This is a genomic window from Roseicella aerolata, assembly GCF_020523605.1.
GTDB classification, from domain to species: Bacteria; Pseudomonadota; Alphaproteobacteria; order Acetobacterales; family Acetobacteraceae; genus Paracraurococcus; species Paracraurococcus aerolatus.
Genome location: NZ_JAJAQI010000010.1, coordinates 26,620 through 52,167, shown reverse-complemented (window position 1 = coordinate 52,167; position 25,548 = coordinate 26,620). Strand labels below are relative to the sequence as shown.

The following is a 25,548-nucleotide window of genomic DNA, read 5'->3' as shown; positions in this document are numbered from 1 at the left end:
GAGGATTGCGGGAAGCCCCCGCCCTGTCCAGCGCCCCACCCGCTGGAATTCCGCGGCGCAGCATGGGGGTGGGCCGGCTTGCCGCCCCTCGGCCCGCCATGCGATATGCCGAGCACCCGAAATGGGGAGGAGAATGTCTGGAACCCTGCCGCGCCGAGCCAACCCGGCCGGTGGCGCCATGCTGGCGCTGCCCGCGGCGGCGCATGCCCTGGCGGCAGGCGCGATCCAGGCTGGCCGGACGGTCCGGCCATGGGCTCCCGTGGCGCCAGGCGGCATCATCGATCCTGTCGGCTGCCTGCCGATGCAGGGCCGGAGGAAGCCCGGTCACGTGCCGGGCATCAGCCGCCGCGCCGGCACGACGGCCGGCAGCCTGCGGATCGTGCGGGCCGTGCCGCACGACCACGGGCCGGTGATGCCGGAGCGCGCGCACCATGGCATCGGCCCCTCTCCCCGGCACCACGGCGCGGCGCTGGACGTCCTGCATCCCGCGCCGGTGACGGCGCCCCCGCTGCCATTCGCGGCGGCACCGCGCTCCGCCGCCTCGTGCAGGCGGTTGCCGCTGCCGCAGGCGGCACGGCCCGATCCCGGCAGCGTCTCCTTCAGCGCCGCTTTCTCCAACCCTCTTCCGGTCGTGCCATTCGCCGGAGGGCGGGAGACGCCCCTGCCCGCTCGCGGCGTGGGCTTGGCAGTGACGCAGGGATTCCCCGGCCGGGACCGGACCGGACCGCAACGCCCGGCCGCCGCGATCGGCGATCTGCGCGGCGGCGTGGTGCGGGCTCTTGCCATTTCTGCCGAGACGCGGCACCCGGCGGTCCCGGCTGTGCCGACCTGCCGCGATCGGGTTCATCCACCGGGTCAGCGAAGCCTGGTTCGGCCCGTCGGGGCTCGCCGGCCTGTCCGAGGCAGCGTCGGTGCGCCTGGCGCGCGTCGTGGCCACGGTGCATGTCCGGGCCGGGTCGCGCGCCCGCCCTGCCGCGTTGCGGCGGCGGAAGTCGGGACAGGGGCGCCGGCGGTGCAAGCCTCCGGCGATTGGAATGGATGGCCGGCGGCCGCCCATCCGCGCGGCACCCTGCAGGTGCGCATGGGCGCGGGCGGCGCGGCCGGTCCGGCATGGTTGACGTGAAACGCACTTCCCGGGGCGCTCCCCCGGGTGGGTGGGAGGCGAGAAGGGTCGCTACATGAAACTGAACGCGAAGGACATCGCCTCGGGCGTGGTCCTCATATTGTTTGCCGTCGTTGCCCTGTGGCTGAACCAGGACCACGCACTCGGCTCGGCCAGGCGCATGGGGCCGGGCTACATGCCCATGCTCGTCTTCTACTTCGTGCTGTTCCTCGGCATCATGGTGCTGGCGATCGCCTTCTTCAACGGGCCGGATCCGCTGGAGCGGTGGACGGGCCTCGATGCCGGGTCGATCGCACTCGCCGTCGTCGCCGGCACTGCCGCGATGTGGGCGGCACCGCAGATCAGCTCCTTCTTCGATGCCAACTATGGCGCCTTCGGGCTCGGCCTGCTCGTGGGCTTCGTGGTCATCTGCTGGTCCCTGCGCTGGCGGGCGATCGGCGCGATCTGCGCCGGACTCTGCGTCTTCAGCCTGCTGCTGGAGAAGGGCGGGCTGATGCTGGCGCTGATCGCCACCATCCTGGTCGCCTGCATGGCGGAGCCGGAGCACCGCAGGCGTCCGCTTGGCATACTCGGCATCACCGTCTTCCTGCTTGCGCTCTGCTGGTGGGTCTTCATCAAGCAGCTCGACATCCGCGTGAGCGTATGGCCGCAGTTCTGATCGCCGGCGCCAGCACAAGGACCGACGGATAATGGATATCATAGGCAATCTCGCTTTCGGGTTCGGCGTCGCGCTGAGCTTCGAGAACCTTCTCTTCGCGCTGATCGGCGCGCTGATCGGCACCGCCATCGGCGTGCTGCCGGGCATCGGGCCGGTCGCCACCATCTCGCTGCTGCTGCCGATCACCTTCGGGCAGCCGGCGACGACCGCCATCATCATGCTCGCCGGCATCTATTACGGCGCGCAGTACGGCGGCTCGACCACCTCGATCCTGCTGAACCTGCCGGGCGAGATCTCCTCGGTCGTCACCACGCTCGAGGGCTACAAGATGGCCCGCAACGGGCGGGCGGGCGCGGCGCTGGCGATCTCGGCACTCGGCTCCTTCTTCGCCGGCTCGGTCGCCACCCTCGTCGTCGCCGGCTCGGGCCCGCTGCTGACGCAGGTCGCGCTCTCCTTCGGCCCGGCCGACTACTTCTCGCTCATGTTGCTCGGCCTCATCATATCCGCGGTGCTGGCGCAGGGCTCGGTGGTGAAGGCGATCGCCATGGTGGGGCTGGGCGTGGCGCTCGGCCTGGTCGGCACCGATGTGCAGACCGGCCAGCAGCGCTTCACCTTCGGCATCCCCGAGCTTTCGGACGGCGTCAGCTTCGTGGCGCTCGCCATGGGTCTGTTCGGCATCGCCGAGATCATCCTGAACCTCGAGCGGCCGGAGGCCCGCTCCGTCCTCAAGACCAAGGTCGGCAGCCTCTGGCTGACCAGGGAGGAATGGAAGCGCGCCACCCCCTCCGTGCTCCGCGGCACGGCGCTGGGCTCGGTGCTCGGCATCCTGCCTGGCGGCGGCGCCTCGCTCTCCGCCTTCGGCGCCTACATGCTGGAGCGGAAGGTCTCGAAGGGCCGGCACCTGTTCGGCACCGGCGCGATCGAGGGCGTGGCCGGCCCCGAGGCGGCGAACAACGCCGCGGCGCAGACCAGCTTCATCCCGCTGCTGACCCTCGGCATCCCGTCCAACGCCGTCATGGCGCTGATGGTCGGCGCGCTGATCATCCAGGGCATCCAGCCGGGCCCGCGCATGGTGGAGGCGCAGCCGGACCTCTTCTGGGGCCTCATTGCCTCCATGTGGATCGGCAATGCCATGCTGCTGGTCATCAACCTGCCGATGATCGGCATGTGGGTGAAGCTGCTGCAGGTGCCCTACAAGTTCCTCTACCCGGCCATCCTGGTCTTCTGCGCCATCGGCTCCTATTCCACCAACAACAACGTCTTCGACGTCTACTCGACGGCGATCTTCGCGGTGGTCGGCTACATGTTCAGCAAGCTGAAGCTGGAGCCGGCGCCGCTGCTGATCGGCTTCGTGCTCGGCCCGATGATGGAAGAGCATCTGCGCCGCGCCATGCTGCTCTCGCGCGGCGACCCCATGGTGTTCCTGGAGCGGCCGATCAGCGCCACGATGCTGGCGATCGGCGCCATCGCGCTCGCCGCGATGCTGATGCCCAACCTGCGCAAGGGCAAGGAGGCGGCGATGGCGGGCTGACCCGCCTCACCGCAGCACCACAAGGAAGCCGCCCCGGGGAGACCCGGGGCGGCTTTTCTTTTGGCCAGGGCGGACGCAGGCTGGCACCGGGAGGCAGGAGGGCTGCGGATGGACCTGGAACTCACGGGCAGGGTCGCGCTGGTCACCGGCGCCTCGGCCGGCATCGGCCGCACCATCGCCCGGATGCTGGCCGGGGAAGGCTGCCGCCTCGGCATCCTCGCCCGGCGCCGGCCACTGCTGGAGAGCCTGGCGGCCGAGCTGCCCGCCTCGGCCGAGCCGCTGATCATCCCCGAGGACGTCACCGACCCGACGGCCGCGCCGCGCATCCGCGATGCCATGCTCGGCCGCTTCGGCCGTTGCGACATCCTGGTCAACAATGCCGGCGGCAGCCGGCCGCAGCCGCCTGGGGAACTCGGGGGGGAGGCGGTCTGGCAGGAGGCGATGGAGCTCAATTTCCACGCCGCCCGCCGCATCACCCATGCGCTGGTGCCGGCAATGCAGGCGCGGAAATACGGCCGCATCATCAACCTGACCGGCACGGACGAGCCCTTCAACGTCAACCCGGCCAATGCGCCGAACGGCGCGACGCATATCTGGGCCAAGGCGCTGTCCCGCCAGCTCGGCCGCGACGGGATCACGGTGAACTCCATCCCGCCGGGGCGCATCCGCTCCGAGCAGATCGACCTCCGCGTCATGCCGGATGAGGAGAGCCGCCGCGCCTGGGCGGAGAAGGAGGTGCCGGCGGGCTATATCGGCCAGCCGGAGGATCTCGCGGTGCTGGCGGTCTTCCTGGCCTCGCCCCGCGCGCGCTACATCACCGGCCAGGTGATCCATGTGGATGGCGGCACGCGGCGCGCCAGCGCCTGATGCCGGCTGGGGAGGGGCCGATGTTCATCGCCATGAACCGCTTCCGCGTCGCGCCCGGCTCGGAGGCGGCGTTCGAGACGCTCTGGAGGTCGCGCGACAGCCATCTGCAGGGCGTGCCGGGCTTCGTCGAATTCCACCTGCTCAAGGGCCCGGCGCGGGAGGACCATGTCCTCTACGCCTCCCACAGTGTCTGGCGGTCACGGGCGGATTTCGAGGCCTGGACGAGATCCGAGGCCTTCCGGATGGCCCACCGCCATGCCGGCACCACCAGGCCGCTCTATCTCGGCCCGCCGGAATTCGAGGGCTTCGAATCGGTGCAGACCCTGGTGCAGCAGGCGGCGGGCTAGCCCCCCCCCGGCCGAAGGAGCGGAAGGATGTGGCTTGCACGGGTGCTCCTGGTCGCGGCGGGCGCGATCACCGCGCTCTTCGTCGCGCGCGACGCGCCGAATTTCCAGGTGATCGAGGGGATGGTCGGCATCGCCCTGATTGCCGCGGTGGTGGTCGCCCTGGCGCTGCTGCACCGGCGGCGCTGAGCGCGCGGCCCTCCGGCCGCCGCGCCTCGGGCGGAAACCGGCTCGACATCGCGCCGGCCCCTGGCGGAGGGTTTGACCGGGCGCAAGGCAGCCTGCCCGCCTTGCTGGCAGTCTGCGGCCATGGGCGGTGGGCCAGGTCCGCCGCCGCCGGCAATGAAAGGCAGTGCCATGAAGGTCCGCGACGTCATGACCCGCAAGGTGGTTTCGGTCCCGGGCGATACGCCAGTGATGGCCGTGGCCCGCCTGCTGGCGGATCGGGGCATCTCCGCCGTGCCGGTCACCGATAGCTGGGGCATGCTGCTCGGCATCGTCTCCGAGGCCGACCTCATCCGCCGGCTCTCGACCAGCGACGCGCCGGAGCCCGGCTTCCTGCGCTCGCTGTTCTATGACCGGGATCAGGCGGCGGCGCGCTATGCCGCGGTGCATGGCGCGACCGCCAGCGACATCATGACGCGCCATCCCGTGACGGTGACCGAGGAGGTGACGGTCGAGCACGCCGCTCACCTGCTCGAGACGCATAATGTCCGGCGGCTGCCGGTGGTGCAGGACGGCATGCTGGTCGGCATCCTCTCCCGCGCCGATCTGTTGCGCGCCCTGCTCTCGCCGGAGACCGAGACGACGGATGATGCCATCCGCAGCGCGGTCGCGGCCGAGATCGCCCGGCTGCCCTGGGCGGATGCGCCCTATGTGTTCTTCGAAGTCGCCGGCGGGACGGTCACGCTCTACGGCTTCTGCCACTCCACCGCCGTCCGCCGTGGCCTCGTCGCGATCGCGGCCAGCGTGCCGGGCGTGCAGAAGGTCGAGGACCGCATCACGGATGTGAAGCCGAACCGCTGGGTCTGACGCCGGCGCCCCGGCCGGGAGAAGGCCGCCTGAACGGACCCGCTCAGGTGGCGCACCACGCCTGCCCGGACAAGGGGCCGGACCGCGGGCAGGGCGCCGCCCGCATGATGCCAAAGGGCCGCGTGCCCCCTGCCCACGGGACGCGGCGCCCTGGCATGCTGCGGCATGCCGATCCTGCCACCCCCACCGCCGGCGCAGCAGATCACCTTCCTCTATGCGGAGGATCTGGCCGCCAGCCGCCGCTTCTACGAGGAGGTGCTGCGACTGCCCCTGGTGCAGGACCAGGGAAGTTGCGCCATCTACGCCGCCGCGCCTGGCGGGCGCGCCTTCCTCGGCCTCTGCCGGGCGCGTGGCCCGCGGGAGGCCAGCGATCCGCGGCGGGAGGGCGGCGTCGTCCTCACCCTGGTGAGCGAGGCGGTTGAGGCCTGGCATGCCTGGCTGACCGCCCGGGGTGTCGCGACGGAAGGCCCGCCGCGCGAATCGGCAGCATTGGGCATCACGCATCTCTTCTTCCGCGATTCTTCTTCCGCGATCCGGCCGGCTACCTGCTGGAAATCCAGCGCTTCGACCGGCCCGACTGGCCCACCCCCGGCTGACCCTCACCGGGACGTTCCATACCCGGCCGGACCTCCGCGCAACCGGATCGGCGCGGGGGCGTTCCGGTCGGCGCGGGCAGGCGAGGGCCGGCTCCATCAGCACGGCCATGGATCGCCCGCCGAACGACAAGGAGGCGACGATGATTCGCACACTGGTCGGTGCCGCGGCCCTGGCCGCGACCCTTGCCGCTTGCGGCACCAATACGACGGACCGCACCACGGGCGGCGCCGCGGCCGGCGCTGCCACCGGCGCGGGGATCGGGGCGCTGGGCGGTCCGGTCGGCGCGCTGGCAGGGGCTGCCATCGGTGGCGGCGCGGGGGCCGTGGCCGGCGCGACCACCTCCCCAAGCGACGTCAATCTCGGCCGGCCGCCCTGGAGCAACCCGGAAGCGCGGGTTCCGGGCACGGATATCGGCGAAAGCGGCCGCACGGCCGGCCGCACCGGCCGGAGCGGCGCTTCGGTCCGCGAGGCGCAGCGCGAGTTGCGCGAGCGCGGCCACAATGTGGCGGTGGACGGCGTCTGGGGCCCGCAGACCGCGAGCGCCGTCCGGGACTTCCGCGCGCCAACAACCTGGAGGCCACTGGCCGACTGAATGCGGAGACGCGGCAGGCGCTCAACCTGAGCACCACCGGCACCGCAGGGAGCGAGCGTGACCGCGCCTATATGGGTGGCGGCATGGTCGGCACGGATACCCGCACCGGCACGACGGCGAACACCAGCCCGGCCGCTGCCGGCGGCACGGGCACGGGCACGGGCACGGGCATGACCAACACCGGCCCGACCGCCTCCGGCGGCACCGGCGGCGTGGGCGGCACGGGCGCGAGCGGCGTCGGCAATGTCGGCTCGACCGCCGGGACCGGCACCTCCACCGCGCCGGCGGCGGGCACCGGGCCGGCGACGACGGGGTCCAGCGCCACCACCCCGTCCGGCTCCTCGGCGCCCGCCGCCCCGGTGCGCTGAGAAGCGCGGGCGCCGGCCGGGCGCCGGCGCCCCCTTCGTGCTACGCGCAGGAAGGTTTCACCTTCCTGCCCACCTATGCCCGCATGGCTTCGCCGCACGGGCGGTGGCCGCGGGCCAGGCTTTGCTCCGCCGGTACTACTGCGCCAGCAGCAGTTCCGGCAGCCCGGTGACCAGCGTCACCGGGAAGAGGGTGCAGAGCGCGACCGTGACCACCAGCATCAGGAAGAAGGGCAGCGAGGCCAGCGCGACCTCCCCCTGTTCCCGCCCGGTCATGGTCTGCATGACGAAAAGATTGAAGCCGACCGGCGGGGTGATCTGGGCGATCTCCACCAGCAGCACGATGAAGATGCCGAACCAGATCAGGTCGAAGCCCGCGGCCTGCACCAGCGGGATGACGATGGAGGTGGTGAGCACGATCATCGAGACGCCGTCGAGCGAGGTGCCGAGCGCGATATAGACCAGTGTCAGGATGGCGATGAGGCCGTAGGGCCCGAGGTCCAGCGCGGCCACGCCCTGGGCCAGCGCCGCCGGGATGCCGGTCAGCGCCATCGCCTTGGTCAGGAAGGCGGCGCCGGCCAGGATGAACATGATCATGCAGGAGGTGCGGGTGGCCGCGGCCAGGCTGTCGATGAAATTGTGCCAGGTCAGGCTGCCAGTCAGCGCGGCCATGATCAGGCTCCCCAGCACGCCGAAGGCGGCAGCCTCGGTCGCGGTGGCGAAGCCCATCACCATGCTGCCGATGACGCCGGCGATGAGCAGCAGGCAGGGGATCAGCTGCGCGCTCTGCCGCAGCTTGGCGAGGAGGCTCATGCGCGGTTCGGGCGCCGGCTGCTTCGCCGGGTTCAGCAGCGCCCAGACGATGATGTAGAGGCTGAACAGCCCCATCACCATCAGCCCGGGGATGAAGCCGGCGATGAAGACCCGGATGATCGAGACCTCGGCCGCGACCGCATAGACCACCATGATGATGGAGGGCGGGATCAGGATGCCGAGCGTGCCCGAGGTGGCGAGGCTGCCGATCGCCGTGCGCTCGTCATAGCCGCGGCGCTTCAACTCGGGCAGCGCGATCTTCGAGATGGTGGCGCAGGTCGCCGCCGAGGAGCCGGAGACGGCGCCGAAGATGCCGCAGGCCAGGATGTTCACATGCAGCAGCCGCCCCGGAACGCGCCGCATCCAGGGGGCGAGGCCGTTGAACAGCTCCTCCGAGAGCCTGGTGCGGAACAGGATCTCGCCCATCCAGACGAACATCGGCAGGGCCGCGAGCGTCCAGGACCCGGTCGATTCCCAGAAGGCCGAGGCGAGGAAGAGGCCCGGCGTCGGGTGGACGGCGGCCATCGCCACATAGCCGACCGCGGCGAGCGACATCGCGATCCAGAGCCCGGCGCCGAGCAGGAGGCAGAGCAGCACGAGCAGCAGCAGGCCGAAGGTGAGGAGGTCCATCGCTCAGGACTCCACCGAGAAGTCGCCGGCCGCGGCGCGCTGCTCGGCCGCCGCCGCATAGGATGGCGTCGCGCCGCGCAGGACCGCCACCAGCTCGTCCAGGATCGCCACCAGCAGCAGGCCGGCGCCGAGCGGCATGGACAGCTTCGGAATCCAGAGCGGGATGGCCACCGTGCCCTGCGCCACTTCCTCGATCTGCCAGGAGAAGAGCATGTCCTCGAAGGTCCAGCGGGTGACATAGGCCATGATGCCGGCGGCCAGGACCAGCACCAGGCCCTCCATCACCCGGCGCGGGCCGCCGCGCAGGCGGCCGATCCCCATGCTGACCCGGATCAGCTCGCCGCGGCGGAAGGTGGCGGCAAGGGCGAAGAAGGTGGTGGCGACGCAGAGATAGGCGCTGATGTCGTCCGCCGCGGGCAGTTGCAGGCGCATCTCCCGCATCACGACCTGGGCCATCATGACGAGGAAGATCGTCAGCAGCGACAGCGCGGCGAGGCCCGCGCCGGCGGCGTAGAGCGCATCAAGCAGCCGGCGCATGCGTCAGGCAGCCCGGCAGGCCGCGGCGCGGCGGGTGGTTGGCATGCGGGAAGCCCCCTTCGGTCCTGTTCCCCCGACCATGCGCTGCGCCGTCACGGGGACGCAAGGGGGCCTCCCGGCGCGAAGCGGCGCGGCGCGACGGCCGCTGCCAACCGCTTGGGCAGGCACTGCCGCGCTGCGAGGCGCCCGGCCCTCCTGGCGCCGGGCGCCCGGCGATCGGGTCTATCCGGCCCGCAGCGCGTCCAGCAGCTTGCGGCCATCCTCCCCGGCGCGGCCGACCCATTCCTCCGCCATGGTGGCGCCGACCTGCCGCAGCCCCGCCATGACCTCGGGCGGGACGTCGCCGATCACCATCCCCTTCTCCGCCAGCCGGGCCTGGGCGGCGTCCTGCGCCTCCTTCGCCTGGCGCCAGCCGCGGTCCTCCGCCCGGCGCGCCGCGGCCAGGACCGCCTGCTGCAGATCGGCCGGCAGGCCCTCCAGCGCCCGGCGGGAGACCAGCACGGCATTCTTGGTCATGGAGAAGTTCACCGGCGTGAAGACCTTGGCATAGTCCCAGGCGGAGGTATCGACGCCGGTCTGCGCGCTGGTGACCATGGCGGTGGCGATGCCGGTGGCGAAGGCCTGGGCGAGTTCGGCCTGCTGCACCTGCACCGGGTTGGCCTGAATCAGCGCGGCGAAGCGGTTGGTCAGCGGGCTGAAGGTGCGGAAGCGGCTGCCCCTGAACATCTCCAGGCTGGTGATCGGCGCCTGGGTGTAGAAGCCGGCCGCCGGCCAGCCCACGGTATAGAGCAGCGAGAGGCCCTGCCGGGCGAAGCGGGTCTCGAGATAGGGGCGCTGCAGGCCGGCGAGCTTCCGCGCGCCGTCGAGATCGGGCACCAGGAAGGGCAGCGAATCGACCTCGAGGAAGGTGTCCTCGTTCGAATAGGCCGCGAGCAGGATCTCGCCCATCTGCACCTGCCCCGTCTGCACGCCGCGCTTGATCTGCGGCATCGGCAGCAGGGAGGCGTTGCTGTGGATGGTGACGGCCAGCTTCCCGCCCGTTGCCTGCTCGATATCGGCGGTGAATTCGCGGATGTTGCGGGTGTGGAAGTTCCCGTCCGGATAGGGGGTCGCCATCTGCCAGCGCGTCTGCGCGCGCGCGGCGCCGGAGAGGGCGAGGATGCCAGGCGCCGCGAGCGCGGCACGACGGGTGAAGGGCATGGGCAGGGCTCCCGGATCTTGCTCCGGCGCGATGAATGCGCGGCTGCGGCCGGCCGGGCAAGCCCCGTGCCGCGGGCCAGCCCGGCGCCGCCATGCGCCAGGCCGGCCCGCCGGGATTCGCTACAGCGGCAGATCGCGCGCCGGATCGACGCCGGCCGCGGTCAGGAACTTCCGTAGCGCCCCCACCTCCTCCTTCGAGAGGCTGTGGCGGCTGTCATGGAAGCCCTGGGTGTGGCCGTTCAGCTTCACGATGATCTGGCCATGCCCGCCATGCGAGACCTCGGCGCCCAGATCCTGCAGCGCCGCCTGGACATGCTTCGGGTCGAGGTTGGCGCTGATGGGGTGGCTGAACAGCGCGTGCAGGACCTTGCGGTGGTGGTGGTTCACGTGACTCCCTCCGATCTCGGGTCGGAAGGATCGGACCACGCCGCTCCCGCTTCGTCCTTGCGGCAGGTCAAGCCTGCGGGCGCGCTGTCGTCGCCTGCGGCGGTTCAGCCCGCGGCCGCCACATAGGCTTTCAGGGCCTCGGCCTCCTGTTCCGCCTCGTCGATCCGCGCCTTCACCAGATCGCCGATCGAGACCATGCCGCAGAGCCTGCCCTCGCCGTCCAGGACCGGCAGGTGGCGTACCCGGCGGTGGGTAATCAGCGCCAGGGCATGGGTCACATGCGTCTGCGGCGTCACGGTGACGAGGTCGCGGGTCATGAACTCCTCGACCTTCAGGCCGGTGGTGCCGGGCCCGTGCGAGGCCATGCCGCCGACGATGTCGCGCTCGCTGATGATGCCGAGCAGGGCGCCGCCGGCATCGCGCACCAGCGCCGCGCCGATCCGGCGCTCGGTCAGGCTCCGCGCGACGGAGAGGATGGTGTCCTCGGGCCCGACCGAGAACACCTCGGAGCCCTTGGTCTTCAGGATCGAGCCGATGATCATGCGCCGCCCTCCCCGGCCGGCGGGCCGGCGCGGCATCGAGCCGCCCTGCCCTGGCCGTGGCGGGAAGGCTGCGACACCGGGCCGTGCGGTTGCAAGGAAAAGCCTCCTCGCAACCGCGTCATACCGGCTCCGGCTGGACTACTCCGCCGCCTTCACCGCCTCCGCCATCGGCTCGGCCGAGGTCAGCTGCGTCCGCACCAGCTCGGCGAAGCGGCCGCCCTGGCGGACCAGCGCGTCGAAGGTGCCGCGCTCCGCGATCTGGCCGGAATCGAAGACCATGATCTCATCGGCGTCGCGCACGGTGGAGAGGCGGTGGGCGATGATGAAGGTGGTGCGGCCGGCCATCAGCGCCTTCAGCGCCTTCTGCACCCGCGCCTCGGTCGCGGCGTCCAGCGCGCTGGTCGCCTCGTCCAGGATCAGGATGGGCGGGTCCTTCAGCAGGGCGCGGGCGATCGCCAGGCGCTGGCGCTGGCCGCCCGAGAGGCTCACCCCCCGCTCGCCCACCATGGTGTCGTAGCCGCGCGGCTGGCGGAGGATGAAGTCATGCGCCTCGGCCATCTGGCAGGCGCGCTCGATCTCCTCCTGCGTCGCCTCCGGCCGGCCGGTCAGCAGATTGTCCCGGATGGTCCGGTTGAACAGCATGCTTTCCTGGAAGACCACGCCGATATTCTGCCGCAGGCTGTGCAGGGTGATGTCGCGCAGGTCGTGGCCGTCGATCGTCACGCGGCCGCTGACCGGGTCCCACATGCGCTGCAGCAGCGCCATGGCGGTGGACTTGCCGGCGCCGGTCTGGCCGACCAGCGCCAGGGTCCGCCCCGGCGGCGCGCGGAAGGAGACGTCCGAGAGGATGCGCGGCCCGCCCGGATAGGCGAAGGCCACCTCCTCGAAGGCGACCTCCCCCTGCACCCGGCCGAGGGCCAGCGCGCCCGGCTTCTCCGGCACGCTGGTCTGGGCATCCATCACCTCGAAGAACTCGGCGACGGCCGGCGCCTGGAAGACCAGGCGGGCGAGGAAGGCGACCGCCGCCTCCAGCTTGCCGATCACCAGGTTGGCGAAGCCCATGAAGCTGACGATCTCGCCGACCGTCGCCTTGCCGTCCAGGTGCAGGACGGTGCCGAGCACGAAGATGGAGATAGTGGTGATGGTGCTGGCGGCGCGCGTCAGCACGGAGACCAGGGCCCACCAGTTCAGCACCGGGAACTGGTGGTCCAGCACCTGCCGCACGATGTCGCCGAACATCCGTGCCTCGGAGTTGAGGCGAGTGAAGGACTGCACCACGACGACATTGGACAGCGCGTCCTGCGCATTGCCGGCGAGCTGGCTCTGGAACCGCTCCACCTGGTGCTGCGCCGTCTCGGTCTTCCGGATGATGAGGGTGGTCAGCACCGAGAAGAGCACGACCAGGCCGACCAGCAGCAGGCCGAGCCGCCAGTTCATGGCGAGCGTCAGCGGCATCAGGATGATGGCGGCGATGAAGGTCGAGAGGTGGTCGCGGAAGAAGGACAGCCAGATGCTGAACAGGTTGTCCGTCCCGGCCAGCATCACCTTCATCAGCCGTCCGGACTGGATGTCGCCGTGGAAGGACAGCGGCAGCGAGAGCACATGCTCGAAATACCGGCTCATCGCCGCCAGCCGGTTGCGATGCGCCATGCGGTCCGAGAGCAGCGAGACGGCGACATTGGCGCCGATGCCCGACAGGCCGACCGCCGCCCACAGAGCGAGCAGCGTCAGCGCCTCGGCCCAGACCGCCTCATGCGTCATGAAGGCCGCGCGGGTCAGGACATCGATCACCCGGCCGAACAGGACCGGCTCCAGGAAGACCAGCCCGGCCAGCGCGACATTGGCGATGCCCAGGCCGGTCGCCACCCATCTGTCGGGCTTCAGAAGACCCAGGACCCGTCCATACAGCCTGACCAGTTGCATCCGCCGGCGCCCCTGTCTTCCCCGATCCTCGCCTTGCAGGTCATGCGCGGCGCACCGGGTTCACCTGCGCGCTGCCTACCGGCCGCGCAATGCCCAGGGCAAGCCTTGTCAGCCCCTGGTCGTTGCGGCAGGAACGGGATGTGATCGGTCCAGGGGGGCAGGAGTTCCCCCGGAGGCGGGAGGAGAGCCGGGGATGCCGGGCCACGCAGCGCTGGCGGTGACGTCCTGCACCGCGCCCGCCTTGCCGCGCCGGGATGCCGCGCTGCCGGACCCTCCGCGGGACCGGCGGCCCGCTCCACGCCCCATCCCCTTTCCCTCCAACGGGGCGGCCGACCTGCCGCCCCCCTCCCTGCCCGGCGGCCCGGTCGCCGCCTTCATGGTCTCTATACAGGCCAGGAACGAGAAATGGGCCGCCGCGGTGGACTGGGCCGCCGCGCATCCCAACATGCCAGACCTAACCGGGAGAACGTCCACGCCATGATCACCCGTCGTGCCGCCCTCGCGGCCAGCGCCACGCTGCTCGCCGCCCCCGCCCTCCGGGCCCAGGGCACTGCCTGGCCGAACCGCACCATCCGGCTGATCGTCCCCTTCACCCCGGCCGGCACCACCGACATCGCCGCCCGCATCCTGGCGGAGCGGCTGACCCAGCGCCTCGGCCAGCAGGTGATCGTGGAGAATCGGCCCGGCGCCGGCGGCAATGTCGGCTCGGACGCGGTCGCGAAGGCGGAGCCGGACGGCTACACGCTGCTGATGTGCACCGTGTCCTCCGGCGCCATCAACTACAGCCTCTACGGCGCGCGGATGCCCTACAAGCCGGAGGACTTCGCCCATGCCGGGCTGATGCTGCAGGTGCCGAACGCGATCTTCGTCACCAACGACCTGCCGGTGAAGACGCTCAAGGAGCTGGTGGACTATGCCAAGGCGCGACCGGGCAAGCTGAACCACGGCAGCTCGGGCGCCGGCACCTCGCTGCACCTCACCGGGGAGTTGCTGAAGACCGTCGCCGGCATCGACATGCTGCACGTGCCCTATCGCGGCTCCGGCCCCATGCTGCAGGAGGTGATCGCGGGGCGGATCGAGGTGGCGGTGGACAACCTGCCCTCCGTCATCGGCCATCTGCGGGACGGCCGGCTGCGTCCGCTCGCCGTCACGACCGCGACGCGCTCCCCCGCCCTGCCGGATGTCCCGACCACGGCGGAAGCGGGCTTCCCCGGCGTGCAGGCGACCGCATGGTTCGGCGTGCAGGCGCCGGCGAAGACGCCGAAGCCGATCATCGACCGGCTGGGCGCCGAGATCGACGCCGTGGTGAAGGAGCCGGAGACGCGCGCGAGGATCACCGATCTCGGCGGCATGCTGCCCGGCCTGACGCCAGATGGCGGCACCACCCCGGAGACCTTCGAGGCCTTCGTTCGCGCCGAGATCGCCAAATGGACCGAGGTGGTGCGCAAATCCGGGGCGACGGTCGAATGAGCGCGCGCGCCGGCCGCGGCGACGGGGGCCGCCGCGGCCTCACCCGCCGCGCGGCGCTGGCGGCGCCGCTGCTGGCGCTGCCGCTGCCCGGCCGGGCGCAGGAGGGTTTTCCCTCCCGCCCGCTGCGCATCGTCATTCCCTTCACCCCGGCCGGTACCACCGACCTGACCGGGCGGCTGGCGGCGGAGCGGCTCTCCGCCCGGCTCGGCCAGCCGGTGGTGGTGGAGAACCGGCCGGGCGCGGGCGGCAATGTCGGCGCCGAATTCGTCGCCCGCGCCGAGCCGGACGGCTACACCCTGCTGCTCACCACCATCGGCACCGGCGCGATCAACTTCGCCGTCTATGGCGACCGCATGCCCTACAAGCCGGGCGACCTGGCCGCGGTCGGGCTGCTGTCGCGCGTGCCGAACGTGCTGATGGTCCCGCCCTCCCTGCCGGTGCAGAGCGTGGCCGAGTTGGTCGCCCTGGCGAAGCAGCGCCCGGGCGGGCTGAACTACGGCACCGCCGGCATCGGCTCCTCCCCGCATATCTGCACGGAGCTCTTTGCCCTGCAGGCCGGCGTGCGGATGACCCATGTGCCCTATCGCGGCAGCGCCCCCATGCTGACGGAGCTGATGGCGGGGCGGGTGGAGCTTGGGATGGACAACATCCCCTCCGCCCTGCCCTTCATCCGCGATGGCAAGCTGCGGGCGCTGGCGACCACCGGCGCGGCGCGCAGCGCCGTGCTGCCGGACGTGCCGACGATGCAGGAGGCCGGGATCGCCGGCTTCGAGGCGACGGCCTGGTTCGGCCTGCTCGCCCCCGCGGCGACGCCGAAGCCGGTCATCGCCCGGCTGGGCCGGGAGGTGGATGCGGTGGCCAGGGATCCGGCCTTCCGCAGCCGCATGGCGGAACTCGGCGCCGACCTGCCGAGCCTGACGCCGGATGGCGGCAGCTCACCGGAGGGGTTCGAGACCTTCCTCGCGGCCGAGCGGGAGAAATGGGCCGATGTCGTGCGCCGCAGCGGCGCGAAGGTGGAGTAGCGCCATGCGCCGCCGGTCCCTGCTTGCCGCGCCGCTGCTCCTGCCGGGCATCGCGTCGGCTCAGGGCACCGGCGCGGCCCCCTGGCCGGCACGGCCGATTCGCCTGGTCGTCGGCTTCCCGCCGGCCGGCACCACCGATATCGCGGCGCGGCTGATCGCGGAGCGCCTGGCGCCGCGCCTCGGCCAGCCCGTCGCGGTGGAGAACCGCCCCGGCGCCACCGGCAACATCGCCGCCGAGCAGGTCGCCCGTGCCGAGCCGGACGGCTACACCCTGCACGCCACCAATGTCGGCACCGGCAGCATCAACTACACGCTGTTCGGCGCGCGCATGCCGGTGCAGCCGGACGATTTCGCCGAGATCGGCCTGCTGATGCGGGTGCCGAATGTCCTCTTCGTGCATCCCTCCGTGCCGGCGCGGACCCTTGCGGAATTCATCGCCCTGGCGAAGGCCCGGCCGGGCGCGATGAACTATGGCAGCGCCGGCAGCGGCGGCAGCCCGCATCTGACCATGGAACTGTTCAGGCACCGCGCCGGCATCGCCGTCTCCCACGTGCCCTTCCGCGGCGCCGGGCCGATGCTGGTGGAGGCGGTGGCCGGACGGCTGGAGGTGGGCTGCGACAACATCCCGTCCTGCATCGGCCATGTCCGGGAGGGGCGGCTGCGCGCCCTGGCCGTGACCAGCACGCAGCGCTCCCCCGCCTTGCCCGATATCCCGACCGTCGCCGAGAGCGGCCTGCCGGGCTTCGAGGCGACGTCCTGGTTCGGCGTGCAGGCGCCGGCCCGCACCCCGCGCGGGATCGTAACGCTGCTCGGCGAGGCGATCGATGCCGCGACCAGGGAACCGTCCTACCGCGCCCGCCTGGCCGAGCTCGGCGCCGACCCGCCCGGCCTCACGCCGGATGGCGGCACGACGCCGGAGGCCTTCACCGCCTTCGTCCGCGCCGAAATCGCCAAATGGGCCGAGGTGGTGCGCATTTCCGGCGCAACGGTGGACTGACCCACGGGTTGCGGCTGCGGCCGGCGGGGAGTAACCCGCCCGCCCCAGCCGGAGACGTTCCATGCTCACGACCCGCCGCGCCCTGCTGGGCGCCGCCGCCTTCCTCGCCACGCCCGGCCTGCTCCGCGCCCAGCCGGCCTGGCCGAACCGCCCGATGCGCCTGATCGTCCCCTTCCAGGCCGGCGGCGCCACGGATGTGACCGGGCGCGTCATCGCGGAGCGGCTCGGCGAGATGCTCGGCCAGCCCATGGTGGTGGACAACCGCCCCGGCGCCGGCGGCAATATCGGTGCCGATGCGGTGGCCAAGGCGGAGCCGGACGGCCACACCCTGCTGATGGCGACCATCGGCACCGCCAGCATCAACCAGTTCCTCTACAAGCGGATGCCCTTCGACGCGCAGAAGGACCTGGCGCCGGTCGCGCTGGTGAACGAGGTGGCGAACGGCGTCATCGTGAATGCCGGGGTGCCGGCGAAGTCGCTGCCCGAACTGATCGCGCTGGCGAAGAAGGACCCGGGCGCGCTGACCTACGGCACGCCGGGCAACGGCACCTCCGGCCATCTCTCGGCCGAGCTGCTGAAGTCCCGCGCGGGGATCGACCTGCTGCACGTGCCCTATCGCGGCACCGGCGGCGTGATCCCGGAGATCCTGGCCGGACGGCTGCAGGTGGCGGTGGACAACCTGCCCTCCTACCTGCCGCATCTCCAGTCCGGGGCCCTCCGGCTGCTCGCCGTCACCTCGAAGGAGCGCTGGTTCACCGCGCCGGAGGTGCCGACCGTCGCCGAGGCCGGCGCCGATCTCGGCCTGCGCGGCTTCGAGGCGGTGGCCTGGTTCGGCGTGCAGGCGCCGGCGAAGACGCCGAAGCCGGTCATCGACCGCCTCTCCGCCACCCTGCTGCAGGCCCTCTCCGAGGAGCCGGTGCGGGCCAAGCTGCGCGAGGTTGGCAGCGCCCCACGCCCGCTCGGGCCCGAGGCCTTCGCGCAGTTCATCACCGCCGAGAACGCGAAGTGGTCGGAGGTGGTGAAGATCTCGGGCGCGACTCTGGACTGAGCGGGACGTCGCGGCCTGGCCAGGGAACGCAGGCCGGCCAGGCCCTCTCTCCCTGGCAAGCCCGCGGGAGTTGTTGTCCGGAATTTGCCGCCGTCCCCGGATGCGTTGCGCAGGTCCTTGGCCGGAATGGGCGATACGGGATCCGTCGGCAAGAATGCCGGCAGGCCCGGGCGTGGTGCGCGCCACACGGGCGGCGCACCACGCCCGGCCGGCGCCGTCAACGGCCCGGTTCCGGGCCGGCACCGGCGGATTGCGTTCAGAACTGAACGCAATCCGCTGCAGCAGATCGATTCCCGGGCAGATTCATGCACCCGAACCCTGGCGCCCGTCCGCGATCTGCTCCGAGCCTCCCGCAACCGGCAGCGCGACCGGATGCCGTGGCGCCCGCACCCGCTGCAGCAGCCAGACGGCCCCGAGCGCGCCCAGGGCGACGACCAGCGGCATCACCGGCATCAGGTGATAGAGGCGCCCCATCACGGCCAGATGCAGCAGGACGAAGGCGCCGATGCTGAAGGTCAGCGGCCGCGCGCGCCAGCCGCCGACCAGCGCCCCGATCAGGCCGAGGAGCAACAGCACGCCCTGCTGGACCATGGTTGCGACATCCAGAAGGTCCGCATGCTTGTGGCCGTAGGTCGCCTCGACCCCCCAGTTGAACCACAGGAGCACGAACCGGTAGGCGGACAGGCCGAGATACCTTCCCGGATTGTCGGAGATGATGCGCAGGGCTTCCTGCCGATACACCGCGTCCATCTGCGCCTCGTTCTCCGTTCCCCGCAGATCCGGTCGGCGTGCCAGCAGATCCTGCATCAGACGATGCCCGTCCTCCGGGCCGACATAATTCAGGTGATCCCCGGTCGGGAGCATCGCGTTGTGGCGATAGAGATTGTAGCCGGCCAGGGTGGTGCCGATGACCACGCGGTCGAAGGCCAGGTAGTTGCGCGCCATCCAGGGCAGCAGCAGCGTGACCGAGGCACAGACCAGCAGCACCGCCGGCCGGAGCCTCGCCCCGGCGGAGCGGGCGAGCGGGCCGCCGCCCGGCCGCCGCAGCATAAGCGTACAGACCGCCAGGACCGGGATCAGGATAATGGCGGAGGAACGCGAGAGCACGCTGAGGCCCAGGCACAGGCCGCAGATGATCCAGTCGCGCGAGCGGCCGGTCGCGGCGGCGCGCAGGAAGAAGAGCAGCGCCCCCGTGACGCTCAGGGTCGCGAAGGCATCGCCGGCAATGTTCGGATAGAAGATGCGGACGGCCGGCAGGTAGAGCGCCCAGATCAGCGCCGCGAGCAGCGCCGGACGCGGGCCGCCCAACTCCCGGGCAATTGAGAAGGTGCCGATCAGGATCAGCAGGTTCAGCATCCAGGCCAGGATCATCCCGGCCGGCTGCAGGTTGCCGAACAGGCCGGCGAGGGCCGCGAAGACCAGCACCGGCAAGGGCTCGCGTGCCGCGGTCACCTGATCGGCCGCCGCGCAGAAGGGGAAATAGTCCGGCTCGCAGCTCACATAGCCCCGCCCGTTGGCCAGGTTCAGCGCGATCTCCGACCAGAGGCCCGGCGTGTCCCAGGCGCCGGGCCCCAGCCGCCACAGCATCATCGCGCCGGGCAGCAGCGCGAGGAGGAGAATGAGCATGAGCGCGAGGCGGGTATTCCGATCCAGCCAGGGGCCGATCTGATGCAGGGGCTGGGCGGCGGATCTGGAGGGAGGCAGCAATAGGTTCAACTTCAGGGAGATTCCTTGGCTGGGCAGGCAGTGCAGAATGCCTGTCGAGAGGCGCTGTCCGGCGGCTCATGGCGCCCCGACGGGTGTCAGCCCGGCCAGGGCAAGGCGATGCGCCGCAGCGGCGGCCGCACCGAACCGCAACGGTGTCGCTTCCGGGGCAGTACCGGGCGGCATTGGGCGCGCGCCGCATCAATGCGCCTGTACCGGGCCAGGGCGCCACTCATATTCCGGTGCGTGCGGCAGCATACGAACCGCCCCTCGGCCGGCGCGGCCCCCAGGCGCCGCGCTTGGCCGCACGGATCGCCTGGCCGTGACCGCCTCACTCTCCCCGCAGCAACGCCGCCAGCGCCGGATCGAGCCCGAGGCTCTCCCGGTCGCGTGGCGGTGCGTAGCTGCCGGTGGAGGGCTTCGGTGCCCGCAGCGCCACCAGCATCTCCAGCAGCTTCACGCCGCAGGCAATGCCATCCAGCAGGGGCACCCGGGCCTCCCGCTGCAGCCGCGGGCCCATGCCGGCCAGCGCTGCGCCGCCCAGCACCACGGCATCCGCGCCCTCCGCCACCAGCTCGGCGATGGCGGCGTCGAGCTGCTTGGCCACCGCCTCCGGGTCCCGCACCGCATCCTGCGGCGTCAGCGCGATGCCGCGCAGCGCGGCCATGCGCGTGGCGAGGCCGTGCTGGGCGATGCGCTCCCGGTAGGGATCGACGCTGCCCATGGTGACGAGGCCGAACCGCCCGCCGAGCAGGCAGGCCGCGAAGCAGGCGGCCTCCGTCATGCCGACCACCGGGCAGGGCAGCAGCTGCCGCGCCGCCTCCAGCGCCGTGTCATGGGAGACGGCGAGCAGCACGCCATCGACCGTGCCGGCATGCTGCGCCAGCAGCGAGAGCAGGCCATGCGCGGCGATAACGCCCTCCGCCCGGGTCGAAATCACCGCAGGACCGAAGCGTGGGGTGGCGGGGACGATCTCCGTCCCCGGGCTGGCCGCGCCGCGCGCCGCCGCCGCGCAGAGCTCGGTGATCGCCTCGGTCGTATTGGCATTCGCCACCAGCAGCCGCATCGCGCCAGCTCCGTCGGTCCGTTCCCGGCGGCGCGATGCAGGGTCGGGGCGCCGCCGCGCCGATAGTGCAGCAGCCCGGGGCACCCGGCCATGGCCCGCCGGGCGCGGTGGCGCCCCGCATATCGGCATGCCGGATGCGCCTGGCGATCGGCACCCGCCCTCTCGCGATGCGTGCCCGGCGCCCGCACCGGCCGGGCCTCGCCATGCCCCCGACCGACTTCGCGGTGAGCTCTTCATCCGGCGGGCACCACCAAGGCCGGCGCATCATCCGGTGTGCGTCAGCGCACAGACAAGCCCCTGCAATAGGTTTGCTCACGCAACCGCCATTCGCGGAACCGCATGCCGTCTCATACAGAAATCCTGCGGGACATCGCCGCGCATTTGCAGGAATCCAGCATTATGGCCGTGATTTTCGGAACCAAGGGCAACGACAAGATCAAGGGAACGCCCAAGTCCGACATCATATCGGGCGGCAGCGGGAACGACCTTATCTACGGTGACGGCCCGAACGGTCCGCGCCCGCCCTTCCCCGGTGAGAGCACGCACAGCTTCGAGATCAGGACCAGCAATCTGATCCAGGGCGGCAAAGGGAACGACACCGTCTTCGGCGGCTATGGGTCCGACAGGCTGAGCGGCGGAGATGGGAATGACTGGCTGTACGGGTCAGGCGTCCTTGACGGCAAGCCCCATGCCTATCTGGACGAGTCCGACGGCGCGGACACGCTGGAGGGCGGCCATGGCAAGGACCACCTCTTCGGCGGCGGCGGCAGGGACCTGCTGCGTGGCGGTCATGGCAACGACCATCTCGATGGCGGGACGGGGACCGATACCATGACCGGCGGCGCCGGGGCGGATGTCTTCGCCTTCGGCCGGCTGCACGCGCAGGCCAAGCTCCCGGTCCTCGACAAGGGCGATGTGATCACCGACTTCCAGGACGGCGTGGATCGCCTCGACCTGACGGGCTTCGCGCGCATCTTCAACAAGCCCGTCGAGTATCTGGGCCAGGGCGAGTTCACCGATTCCAGCCGCCTGCAGGTGCGCTGGGAGGTGCAGGGCGAGCACACGCGGGTCGAGGTCTGGGCACCCTTCTTCAACAATCCCGGCGTGCCCAGCGGCCCGAATGCCTATATCGACCTCATCGGGGTCCATACCCTCAAGATGGGCGATTTCATCCTCGTCTGAGCGCCTGGCCGCCGGGGCTTGCCCCGATCCGCCCTGTGGTGCGCCCATCCGCCACAGGCAGCGGAAAGGCCATCCCCGCCGGTTCCGGCACGGCATCCGATCCGCCGCGAGGCGCCGATGGCCCTACCCCCCGACCATCCCGCCGGACTGCGGCACGCCGCCGCGCGGGGCGCCGGCCGCGGTGGTCCCGAAGACGGCGCCGAAACTCTCCGGCAGGGCGCGTGATCCCGGCGTCGCCAGCCAGAGGCGGAGCAGCTCGCGCGCCGCCTCCTCCGCCGCTGGCACCTCGCCCATGGCCATCTGCTTCCAGACCAGGTGCGGGTTGAGGAACAGCAGGTCGCCCGCATGCAGCGCGAGGGAGAGCGCCTGGCCCGGCGCCGCCGCCGCGGCATCCAACGCGGCCAGGGCGCCGCGCTGCGCCTCCTCCAGCGCCTCCTCCAGCAGGGCGCTGCGGTCATAGCGGCCGACGAAGCTGCCGCTCGCCGTGCTGAAGACCGGGATGTGCCGCGTCTCGCCCCTGCCATGCCGATGCGGCAGCCCCGCATGCAGGGCGGCAAGCGCCGCACGGTCGGATTTCAGCAGCGCGTTGTGCAGCGCCGCCGCGGAGACCAGCGTGACGCGCCCGCCTTCCCGCGGCTGGCGCAGGCAGAGCAGCGCGACGGCATCCGCCGGATCGGCATGGAAGCGCACCGGCGCGCCGGTGCCGGCGCCGGGCCCGGCCAGGCGCCCGACCAGCGAGCCGCCCTCATCCTGCGCCAGGGCGATGCCGAGATGGGCGCCGAGCACGAGCAGCGCCGCCTCCGCGGCCGGACCGGGAAGGCGGCCGAGATCGAGCCCACGCAGCAGCACGAAGCCGCGGCCATGCTCCAGCCGCTCGGCCACCATCCGCAGCACCGGCGCGAGGCAGGGCAGCGCGACATCATCCGGGCCGGCCGGCACGCGGCCGCCGAGCGCGACCAGCGCGGCCTCCAGCTCCGCCGCCGCCTCGGTGCCGATCGGCACCATCCAGTCGGCCGGGTTCAGCGCGGCACCGGTCCAGACGGACGGGCCGGCCTGTGGGATGAGGCGGGGGGCTGGGGTCATGGGCGCAGTGTAGCAGGCCGCGGCAGGGTCGGGGAAAGCGCCGACACCCCCTTGATGCGCCGGCGCGGGCGGGGGAGGCTCCGGCGACGCCGCCCGATCCGGAGAGCCCGATGACCGCGCCTGCCCTCGACCTGCCCTTCGATGCCGAGGCGATGCTGCCCGGCCTGCGCGCCTGGGTGGACTGCGAGAGCCCGACCTTCGACGCCGCCGCCGTGAACCGCATGATGGCGGTCGCCGCGCGCGACCTAGCGCTGATGGGCGCGCGGGTCGAGACCATCCCCGGCCGCATGGGCTATGGCGACTGTGTGCGCGCCACCTTCCCGCATCCGAAGGCGCATGAGCCGGGCATCCTGGTGATGGGCCACCTGGACACGGTCCACCCGATCGGCACGCTGGAGCACCTGCCCTGGAAGCGCGAGGGCAACCGGCTCTACGGCCCCGGCGTCTACGACATGAAGGGCGGCAATTTCATCGCCATCGAGGCCATCCGCCAGCTCATCAGGGCGGGCATCACGACAAGCCGGCCCGTGACGGTGCTGCTGACCAGCGACGAGGAGATCGGCAGCCCCTCGACGCGGGACCTGATCGAGGCCGAGGCGGCGCGCCATGCCGTGGTGCTGGTGCCGGAGCCGGCGCGACCGGATGGCGGCGTGGTGACAGGCCGCTACGCCATCGCCCGCTTCAATCTGCGCACCATCGGCCGGCCGAGCCATGCCGGCGCGCGGCTGGCCGATGGCCGGTCCGCCATCCGCGAGATGTGCCGCCAGGTGGTGGCGATCGAGGCGATGACCTCCGACGCCGTGACCTATTCCGTCGGCGTCATCCATGGCGGGCAATGGGTGAACTGCGTCGCCACCACATGCGACGCGGAGAGCCTCTCCATGGCCAAGCGGCAGGAGGACCTGGACGAGGCGGTGGAGAAGATGCTGGCCCTGCGCCCGACCGGCAACGACGTGCAGCTGGTGGTGACGCGCGGCGTGACGCGGCCGGTCTGGGAGCCGGATGAGCGCGTGATGGCGCTCTACGGCACGGCGCGGCGGATCGCGCAGCAGATCGGCTTCGACATCAGCCACCAGAGCGCGGGGGGCGGCTCGGACGGCAACTTCACCGGCGCCATGGGCATCCCGACGCTGGACGGGCTCGGCGTACAGGGCGCGGGCGGGCATACGCTGGAGGAGCACCTGCTGATCGACAGCCTGGTGCCGCGGGCGAAGCTGATCGCCGGCCTGCTGCAGCTGGCCTGATCAGGCGGCGCGAGCCGGACCGGGCCGGGCCGCCTGGGGGCGGGCCGGCGCGATCACAGGATCACCTCCCGTGGATAGACCTCGGCGGTGAAGGGGATGCGCTCCAGCGCCTCCCACGGGCCGCCGCGATAGCGCCAGAGCAGCAGCGATTCCGCCCGCGCCTCCCGCACCGGCAGCACGGCCGAGAGGGTGACGAAAAGCGCCCGCGCCCGCTCCGGCGAGACCTTGTTCTGCACCGTCGCATGCGGCCGCCAGCGCTGCCGGTCCTGCGCCGTCAGCCAGCAGCGCCAGCGCTCCGCCAGCCGGTCGCGCAGCGTGGCGATCGCCGGCGCGCCGACCTCCAGCGCCACGCCGCGGCCGAGCGAGCGCGGCGGCCCGACCCGGACGCGGGAGGGCGGCAGCGCCGCGCATTCGGCGGCGATCGCCGCGCGGATCGCCGCCTCCTCCTCCCCCGGCAAGGCATGGAACAGCGTGACATGCGCCGGCACCAGGTTGCGCGCCGGCGGGAAATGCGTCCGCCGCAGCGCCTCCAGCCAGGACTGCGTCTCTGCATCCAGGCCGAGGGTGAGAATCAGCGGTGGGCTAGGCTCCGGCATCCGCGCTCCGGCGATGCGGCATCAGGTCGGCCTCCGGCTTGGCCCGCCCGGCGGCAGGCCGGACTTGCAGGGACCCGCGCTTGCCGCCGGAGATCGTCCGACCGGGCGCCCGCAGGCTGGGGCGGCAATCCCACGGCGCGGGGCGGGAAGGCAATTCACCGCTTGGCCATGCGTGGGCCGCGCTGCTGGCACGCTGCCGGACCGATTGCCGCCGGGCCGACCCGCCGGGCAGGCTTCGGCCACGGCACGGCAGAGGGGGCGAGGCATGCAGGGGCGGCGCGCGACGGGCTTCTTCCTGCCGGCCGCGCCAGCGCGTCACGCCACGGCCATGCCCGGCCGCAGCGATCGGCGCTTGCGGTGGAATGCCTCCAGGCCCGCAGGCCCAGCCGCTGCAGCCCCGTTCTTTCCGGGCAGAGTCGTGCCTCTGGTCGTTCACGCCGCCCCGCCTCCTGCCCTACAGCGGATCGCGTTCCTGTCTGGACGCCCATCCGCTGGTGCTCCTTGTTTTCCGAGCAGATTCACGCCTTCGGTCGTTCACGGCCTCCGGCGATCTGCTCTAGCCGCCACGGGCGAGCGCCGCCTCCAGCGGTGCGGCGTCGAAGCCGAAATCCGCATAGCCGCGCCGCAGCCGCTCGACATATTCGGCCGCCGGCGGGCCGGGGCGGTGCACCAGTTCCAGGTAGATCCAGGCCCGCTGCCCATCCGGCAGGGGGATGAGGCGGCGCGCATAGGTATGCGGCCCCTCATACCGGTCGAGCGATTCGAGATGGCCCCGCGTCACCCGCCAGAGGCCGATCGGGCAGCCCGCCGCCGGGTCTTCCTCGACCAGCGCGAATTTGCGCACGGCCAGGCGCCAGCCGGGCAGCACCAGCGCGCCCGCGACCGTGGCGCCGGGGCAGCGCGCCGCCATCTGCGCGTGCCAGAGATTGCTGCCATAGGCGGCGTAGAGATCGGACATCGGGGCGGAGACAAGCCGCTCCCGGCCACCGGCGCAA

Annotated in this window: 26 protein-coding genes and 1 pseudogene; 16 read left to right on the top strand and 11 right to left on the bottom strand. The window is 71.9% G+C overall.

Translation table 11 applies throughout. From position 1 onward, the window contains the following. The first annotated feature begins 1,178 nt into the window (after window positions 1-1,178). From LHA35_RS08505 to LHA35_RS08465, 9 genes and pseudogenes are all read left to right on the top strand, one after another. On the top strand, window positions 1,179-1,781 hold the full coding sequence (locus tag LHA35_RS08505; protein WP_226607002.1) for a hypothetical protein: 603 nt from the start codon (window positions 1,179-1,181) through the stop codon (window positions 1,779-1,781). 31 nt (window positions 1,782-1,812) lie between these two features. Further along, entirely contained in the window at window positions 1,813-3,312 is a 1,500-nt protein-coding gene (locus LHA35_RS08500; protein ID WP_226606998.1) for a tripartite tricarboxylate transporter permease, read from the top strand. Window positions 3,313-3,420: 108 nt separating this feature from the next. Beyond that, window positions 3,421-4,179, top strand: a complete 759-nt coding sequence (locus LHA35_RS08495; RefSeq protein ID WP_226606995.1) for an SDR family NAD(P)-dependent oxidoreductase — start codon at window positions 3,421-3,423, stop codon at window positions 4,177-4,179. Window positions 4,180-4,199: 20 nt separating this feature from the next. Further along, window positions 4,200-4,526, top strand: a complete 327-nt coding sequence (locus LHA35_RS08490; protein ID WP_226606991.1) for an antibiotic biosynthesis monooxygenase family protein — start codon at window positions 4,200-4,202, stop codon at window positions 4,524-4,526. 27 nt (window positions 4,527-4,553) lie between these two features. Next, a complete protein-coding gene (locus tag LHA35_RS08485) occupies window positions 4,554-4,712 on the top strand; it encodes a hypothetical protein (protein WP_226606989.1) in 159 nt (52 codons plus the stop codon). 168 nt (window positions 4,713-4,880) lie between these two features. Beyond that, a complete protein-coding gene (locus LHA35_RS08480) occupies window positions 4,881-5,555 on the top strand; it encodes a CBS domain-containing protein (RefSeq protein ID WP_226606986.1) in 675 nt (224 codons plus the stop codon). A 165-nt stretch (window positions 5,556-5,720) separates the two neighbouring features. Beyond that, window positions 5,721-6,014, top strand: a pseudogene (locus tag LHA35_RS08475) (VOC family protein); the annotation flags it as partial. A 277-nt stretch (window positions 6,015-6,291) separates the two neighbouring features. Then, window positions 6,292-6,744: a peptidoglycan-binding domain-containing protein gene (locus LHA35_RS08470; RefSeq protein WP_226606984.1), complete on the top strand. Its 453-nt coding sequence runs from the start codon at window positions 6,292-6,294 to the stop codon at window positions 6,742-6,744. An 83-nt stretch (window positions 6,745-6,827) separates the two neighbouring features. Continuing rightward, window positions 6,828-7,112 (top strand): hypothetical protein, encoded by a 285-nt coding sequence (locus LHA35_RS08465; RefSeq protein ID WP_226607260.1) that lies wholly within the window; start codon window positions 6,828-6,830, stop codon window positions 7,110-7,112. A 135-nt stretch (window positions 7,113-7,247) separates the two neighbouring features. On the opposite strand, the gene LHA35_RS08460 is transcribed toward LHA35_RS08465, so the two are convergent. The 6 genes from LHA35_RS08460 to LHA35_RS08435 all read right to left on the bottom strand — a co-directional run bounded on the left by LHA35_RS08460 (window position 7,248) and on the right by LHA35_RS08435 (window position 13,141). Further along, window positions 7,248-8,552, bottom strand: coding sequence for a TRAP transporter large permease (locus tag LHA35_RS08460; RefSeq protein ID WP_226606982.1), 1,305 nt, complete (start codon window positions 8,550-8,552; stop codon window positions 7,248-7,250). 3 nt (window positions 8,553-8,555) lie between these two features. Next, a complete protein-coding gene (locus LHA35_RS08455) occupies window positions 8,556-9,089 on the bottom strand; it encodes a TRAP transporter small permease (protein ID WP_226606980.1) in 534 nt (177 codons plus the stop codon). A 222-nt stretch (window positions 9,090-9,311) separates the two neighbouring features. Next, window positions 9,312-10,289, bottom strand: a complete 978-nt coding sequence (locus tag LHA35_RS08450; RefSeq protein WP_226606978.1) for a TRAP transporter substrate-binding protein — start codon at window positions 10,287-10,289, stop codon at window positions 9,312-9,314. A 120-nt stretch (window positions 10,290-10,409) separates the two neighbouring features. Further along, window positions 10,410-10,676: an OmpA family protein gene (locus LHA35_RS08445; protein WP_226606976.1), complete on the bottom strand. Its 267-nt coding sequence runs from the start codon at window positions 10,674-10,676 to the stop codon at window positions 10,410-10,412. A 104-nt stretch (window positions 10,677-10,780) separates the two neighbouring features. Further along, a complete protein-coding gene (locus LHA35_RS08440; RefSeq protein ID WP_226606974.1) occupies window positions 10,781-11,218 on the bottom strand; it encodes a CBS domain-containing protein in 438 nt (145 codons plus the stop codon). A gap of 138 nt (window positions 11,219-11,356) precedes the next feature. Then, window positions 11,357-13,141, bottom strand: coding sequence for a glucan ABC transporter ATP-binding protein/ permease (locus LHA35_RS08435; protein WP_226606972.1), 1,785 nt, complete (start codon window positions 13,139-13,141; stop codon window positions 11,357-11,359). A 193-nt stretch (window positions 13,142-13,334) separates the two neighbouring features. On the opposite strand from LHA35_RS08435, the gene LHA35_RS08430 reads away from it, so the two are divergent. From LHA35_RS08430 to LHA35_RS08410, 5 genes are all read left to right on the top strand, one after another. Beyond that, window positions 13,335-13,622 carry a hypothetical protein gene (locus LHA35_RS08430; protein WP_226606968.1) on the top strand — a complete coding sequence of 96 codons (288 nt, stop codon included), beginning with the start codon at window positions 13,335-13,337 and terminating at the stop codon, window positions 13,620-13,622. Further along, window positions 13,619-14,611, top strand: a complete 993-nt coding sequence (locus LHA35_RS08425; RefSeq protein WP_226606966.1) for a Bug family tripartite tricarboxylate transporter substrate binding protein — start codon at window positions 13,619-13,621, stop codon at window positions 14,609-14,611. Before LHA35_RS08430 ends, LHA35_RS08425 begins: the two co-directional genes overlap by 4 nt. After that, window positions 14,608-15,633, top strand: coding sequence for a Bug family tripartite tricarboxylate transporter substrate binding protein (locus LHA35_RS08420; RefSeq protein WP_226606964.1), 1,026 nt, complete (start codon window positions 14,608-14,610; stop codon window positions 15,631-15,633). The genes LHA35_RS08425 and LHA35_RS08420 overlap by 4 nt, the downstream gene beginning before the upstream one ends. Before the next feature lie 4 nt (window positions 15,634-15,637). Further along, on the top strand, window positions 15,638-16,630 hold the full coding sequence (locus LHA35_RS08415) for a Bug family tripartite tricarboxylate transporter substrate binding protein (protein WP_226606961.1): 993 nt from the start codon (window positions 15,638-15,640) through the stop codon (window positions 16,628-16,630). Window positions 16,631-16,691: 61 nt separating this feature from the next. After that, window positions 16,692-17,678, top strand: coding sequence for a Bug family tripartite tricarboxylate transporter substrate binding protein (locus LHA35_RS08410; RefSeq protein WP_226606958.1), 987 nt, complete (start codon window positions 16,692-16,694; stop codon window positions 17,676-17,678). Between the two features lie 303 nt (window positions 17,679-17,981). Here the strand turns inward: LHA35_RS08410 and LHA35_RS08405 are convergent, their stop codons facing one another. Both LHA35_RS08405 and LHA35_RS08400 read right to left on the bottom strand, forming a co-directional pair. Next, window positions 17,982-19,304, bottom strand: a complete 1,323-nt coding sequence (locus tag LHA35_RS08405) for an ArnT family glycosyltransferase (RefSeq protein WP_226606954.1) — start codon at window positions 19,302-19,304, stop codon at window positions 17,982-17,984. 409 nt (window positions 19,305-19,713) lie between these two features. Then, window positions 19,714-20,448: an aspartate/glutamate racemase family protein gene (locus LHA35_RS08400; RefSeq protein WP_226606952.1), complete on the bottom strand. Its 735-nt coding sequence runs from the start codon at window positions 20,446-20,448 to the stop codon at window positions 19,714-19,716. A 399-nt stretch (window positions 20,449-20,847) separates the two neighbouring features. On the opposite strand from LHA35_RS08400, the gene LHA35_RS08395 reads away from it, so the two are divergent. Next, complete coding sequence (locus LHA35_RS08395; protein ID WP_226606948.1) at window positions 20,848-21,630, top strand: M10 family metallopeptidase C-terminal domain-containing protein; 783 nt, start codon at window positions 20,848-20,850, stop codon at window positions 21,628-21,630. Between the two features lie 123 nt (window positions 21,631-21,753). On the opposite strand, the gene LHA35_RS08390 is transcribed toward LHA35_RS08395, so the two are convergent. Further along, a complete protein-coding gene (locus LHA35_RS08390) occupies window positions 21,754-22,713 on the bottom strand; it encodes a TauD/TfdA family dioxygenase (RefSeq protein WP_226606945.1) in 960 nt (319 codons plus the stop codon). Between the two features lie 110 nt (window positions 22,714-22,823). On the opposite strand from LHA35_RS08390, the gene LHA35_RS08385 reads away from it, so the two are divergent. After that, window positions 22,824-23,957 (top strand): M20/M25/M40 family metallo-hydrolase, encoded by a 1,134-nt coding sequence (locus LHA35_RS08385; RefSeq protein ID WP_226606941.1) that lies wholly within the window; start codon window positions 22,824-22,826, stop codon window positions 23,955-23,957. Between the two features lie 53 nt (window positions 23,958-24,010). Here the strand turns inward: LHA35_RS08385 and LHA35_RS08380 are convergent, their stop codons facing one another. Together LHA35_RS08380 and LHA35_RS08375 are read right to left on the bottom strand one after the other, a co-directional pair. Continuing rightward, window positions 24,011-24,553 carry a 2'-5' RNA ligase family protein gene (locus tag LHA35_RS08380; protein ID WP_226606939.1) on the bottom strand — a complete coding sequence of 181 codons (543 nt, stop codon included), beginning with the start codon at window positions 24,551-24,553 and terminating at the stop codon, window positions 24,011-24,013. A gap of 556 nt (window positions 24,554-25,109) precedes the next feature. Beyond that, a complete protein-coding gene (locus tag LHA35_RS08375; RefSeq protein ID WP_226606936.1) occupies window positions 25,110-25,511 on the bottom strand; it encodes a gamma-glutamylcyclotransferase family protein in 402 nt (133 codons plus the stop codon). Window positions 25,512-25,548: the final 37 nt, after the last annotated feature.

Coding starts and splice junctions, on each gene's coding strand:
- LHA35_RS08505 (WP_226607002.1), top strand. CDS start 1,179: ATGAAACTGAACGCGAAGGACATCGCCTCGGGCGTGGTCCTCATATTG.
- LHA35_RS08500 (WP_226606998.1), top strand. CDS start 1,813: ATGGATATCATAGGCAATCTCGCTTTCGGGTTCGGCGTCGCGCTGAGC.
- LHA35_RS08495 (WP_226606995.1), top strand. CDS start 3,421: ATGGACCTGGAACTCACGGGCAGGGTCGCGCTGGTCACCGGCGCCTCG.
- LHA35_RS08490 (WP_226606991.1), top strand. CDS start 4,200: ATGTTCATCGCCATGAACCGCTTCCGCGTCGCGCCCGGCTCGGAGGCG.
- LHA35_RS08485 (WP_226606989.1), top strand. CDS start 4,554: ATGTGGCTTGCACGGGTGCTCCTGGTCGCGGCGGGCGCGATCACCGCG.
- LHA35_RS08480 (WP_226606986.1), top strand. CDS start 4,881: ATGAAGGTCCGCGACGTCATGACCCGCAAGGTGGTTTCGGTCCCGGGC.
- LHA35_RS08470 (WP_226606984.1), top strand. CDS start 6,292: ATGATTCGCACACTGGTCGGTGCCGCGGCCCTGGCCGCGACCCTTGCC.
- LHA35_RS08465 (WP_226607260.1), top strand. CDS start 6,828: ATGGTCGGCACGGATACCCGCACCGGCACGACGGCGAACACCAGCCCG.
- LHA35_RS08460 (WP_226606982.1), bottom strand. CDS start 8,552: ATGGACCTCCTCACCTTCGGCCTGCTGCTGCTCGTGCTGCTCTGCCTC.
- LHA35_RS08455 (WP_226606980.1), bottom strand. CDS start 9,089: ATGCGCCGGCTGCTTGATGCGCTCTACGCCGCCGGCGCGGGCCTCGCC.
- LHA35_RS08450 (WP_226606978.1), bottom strand. CDS start 10,289: ATGCCCTTCACCCGTCGTGCCGCGCTCGCGGCGCCTGGCATCCTCGCC.
- LHA35_RS08440 (WP_226606974.1), bottom strand. CDS start 11,218: ATGATCATCGGCTCGATCCTGAAGACCAAGGGCTCCGAGGTGTTCTCG.
- LHA35_RS08435 (WP_226606972.1), bottom strand. CDS start 13,141: ATGCAACTGGTCAGGCTGTATGGACGGGTCCTGGGTCTTCTGAAGCCC.
- LHA35_RS08430 (WP_226606968.1), top strand. CDS start 13,335: ATGCCGGGCCACGCAGCGCTGGCGGTGACGTCCTGCACCGCGCCCGCC.
- LHA35_RS08425 (WP_226606966.1), top strand. CDS start 13,619: ATGATCACCCGTCGTGCCGCCCTCGCGGCCAGCGCCACGCTGCTCGCC.
- LHA35_RS08420 (WP_226606964.1), top strand. CDS start 14,608: ATGAGCGCGCGCGCCGGCCGCGGCGACGGGGGCCGCCGCGGCCTCACC.
- LHA35_RS08415 (WP_226606961.1), top strand. CDS start 15,638: ATGCGCCGCCGGTCCCTGCTTGCCGCGCCGCTGCTCCTGCCGGGCATC.
- LHA35_RS08410 (WP_226606958.1), top strand. CDS start 16,692: ATGCTCACGACCCGCCGCGCCCTGCTGGGCGCCGCCGCCTTCCTCGCC.
- LHA35_RS08405 (WP_226606954.1), bottom strand. CDS start 19,304: ATGCTCATTCTCCTCCTCGCGCTGCTGCCCGGCGCGATGATGCTGTGG.
- LHA35_RS08400 (WP_226606952.1), bottom strand. CDS start 20,448: ATGCGGCTGCTGGTGGCGAATGCCAATACGACCGAGGCGATCACCGAG.
- LHA35_RS08395 (WP_226606948.1), top strand. CDS start 20,848: ATGGCCGTGATTTTCGGAACCAAGGGCAACGACAAGATCAAGGGAACG.
- LHA35_RS08390 (WP_226606945.1), bottom strand. CDS start 22,713: ATGACCCCAGCCCCCCGCCTCATCCCACAGGCCGGCCCGTCCGTCTGG.
- LHA35_RS08385 (WP_226606941.1), top strand. CDS start 22,824: ATGACCGCGCCTGCCCTCGACCTGCCCTTCGATGCCGAGGCGATGCTG.
- LHA35_RS08380 (WP_226606939.1), bottom strand. CDS start 24,553: ATGCCGGAGCCTAGCCCACCGCTGATTCTCACCCTCGGCCTGGATGCA.
- LHA35_RS08375 (WP_226606936.1), bottom strand. CDS start 25,511: ATGTCCGATCTCTACGCCGCCTATGGCAGCAATCTCTGGCACGCGCAG.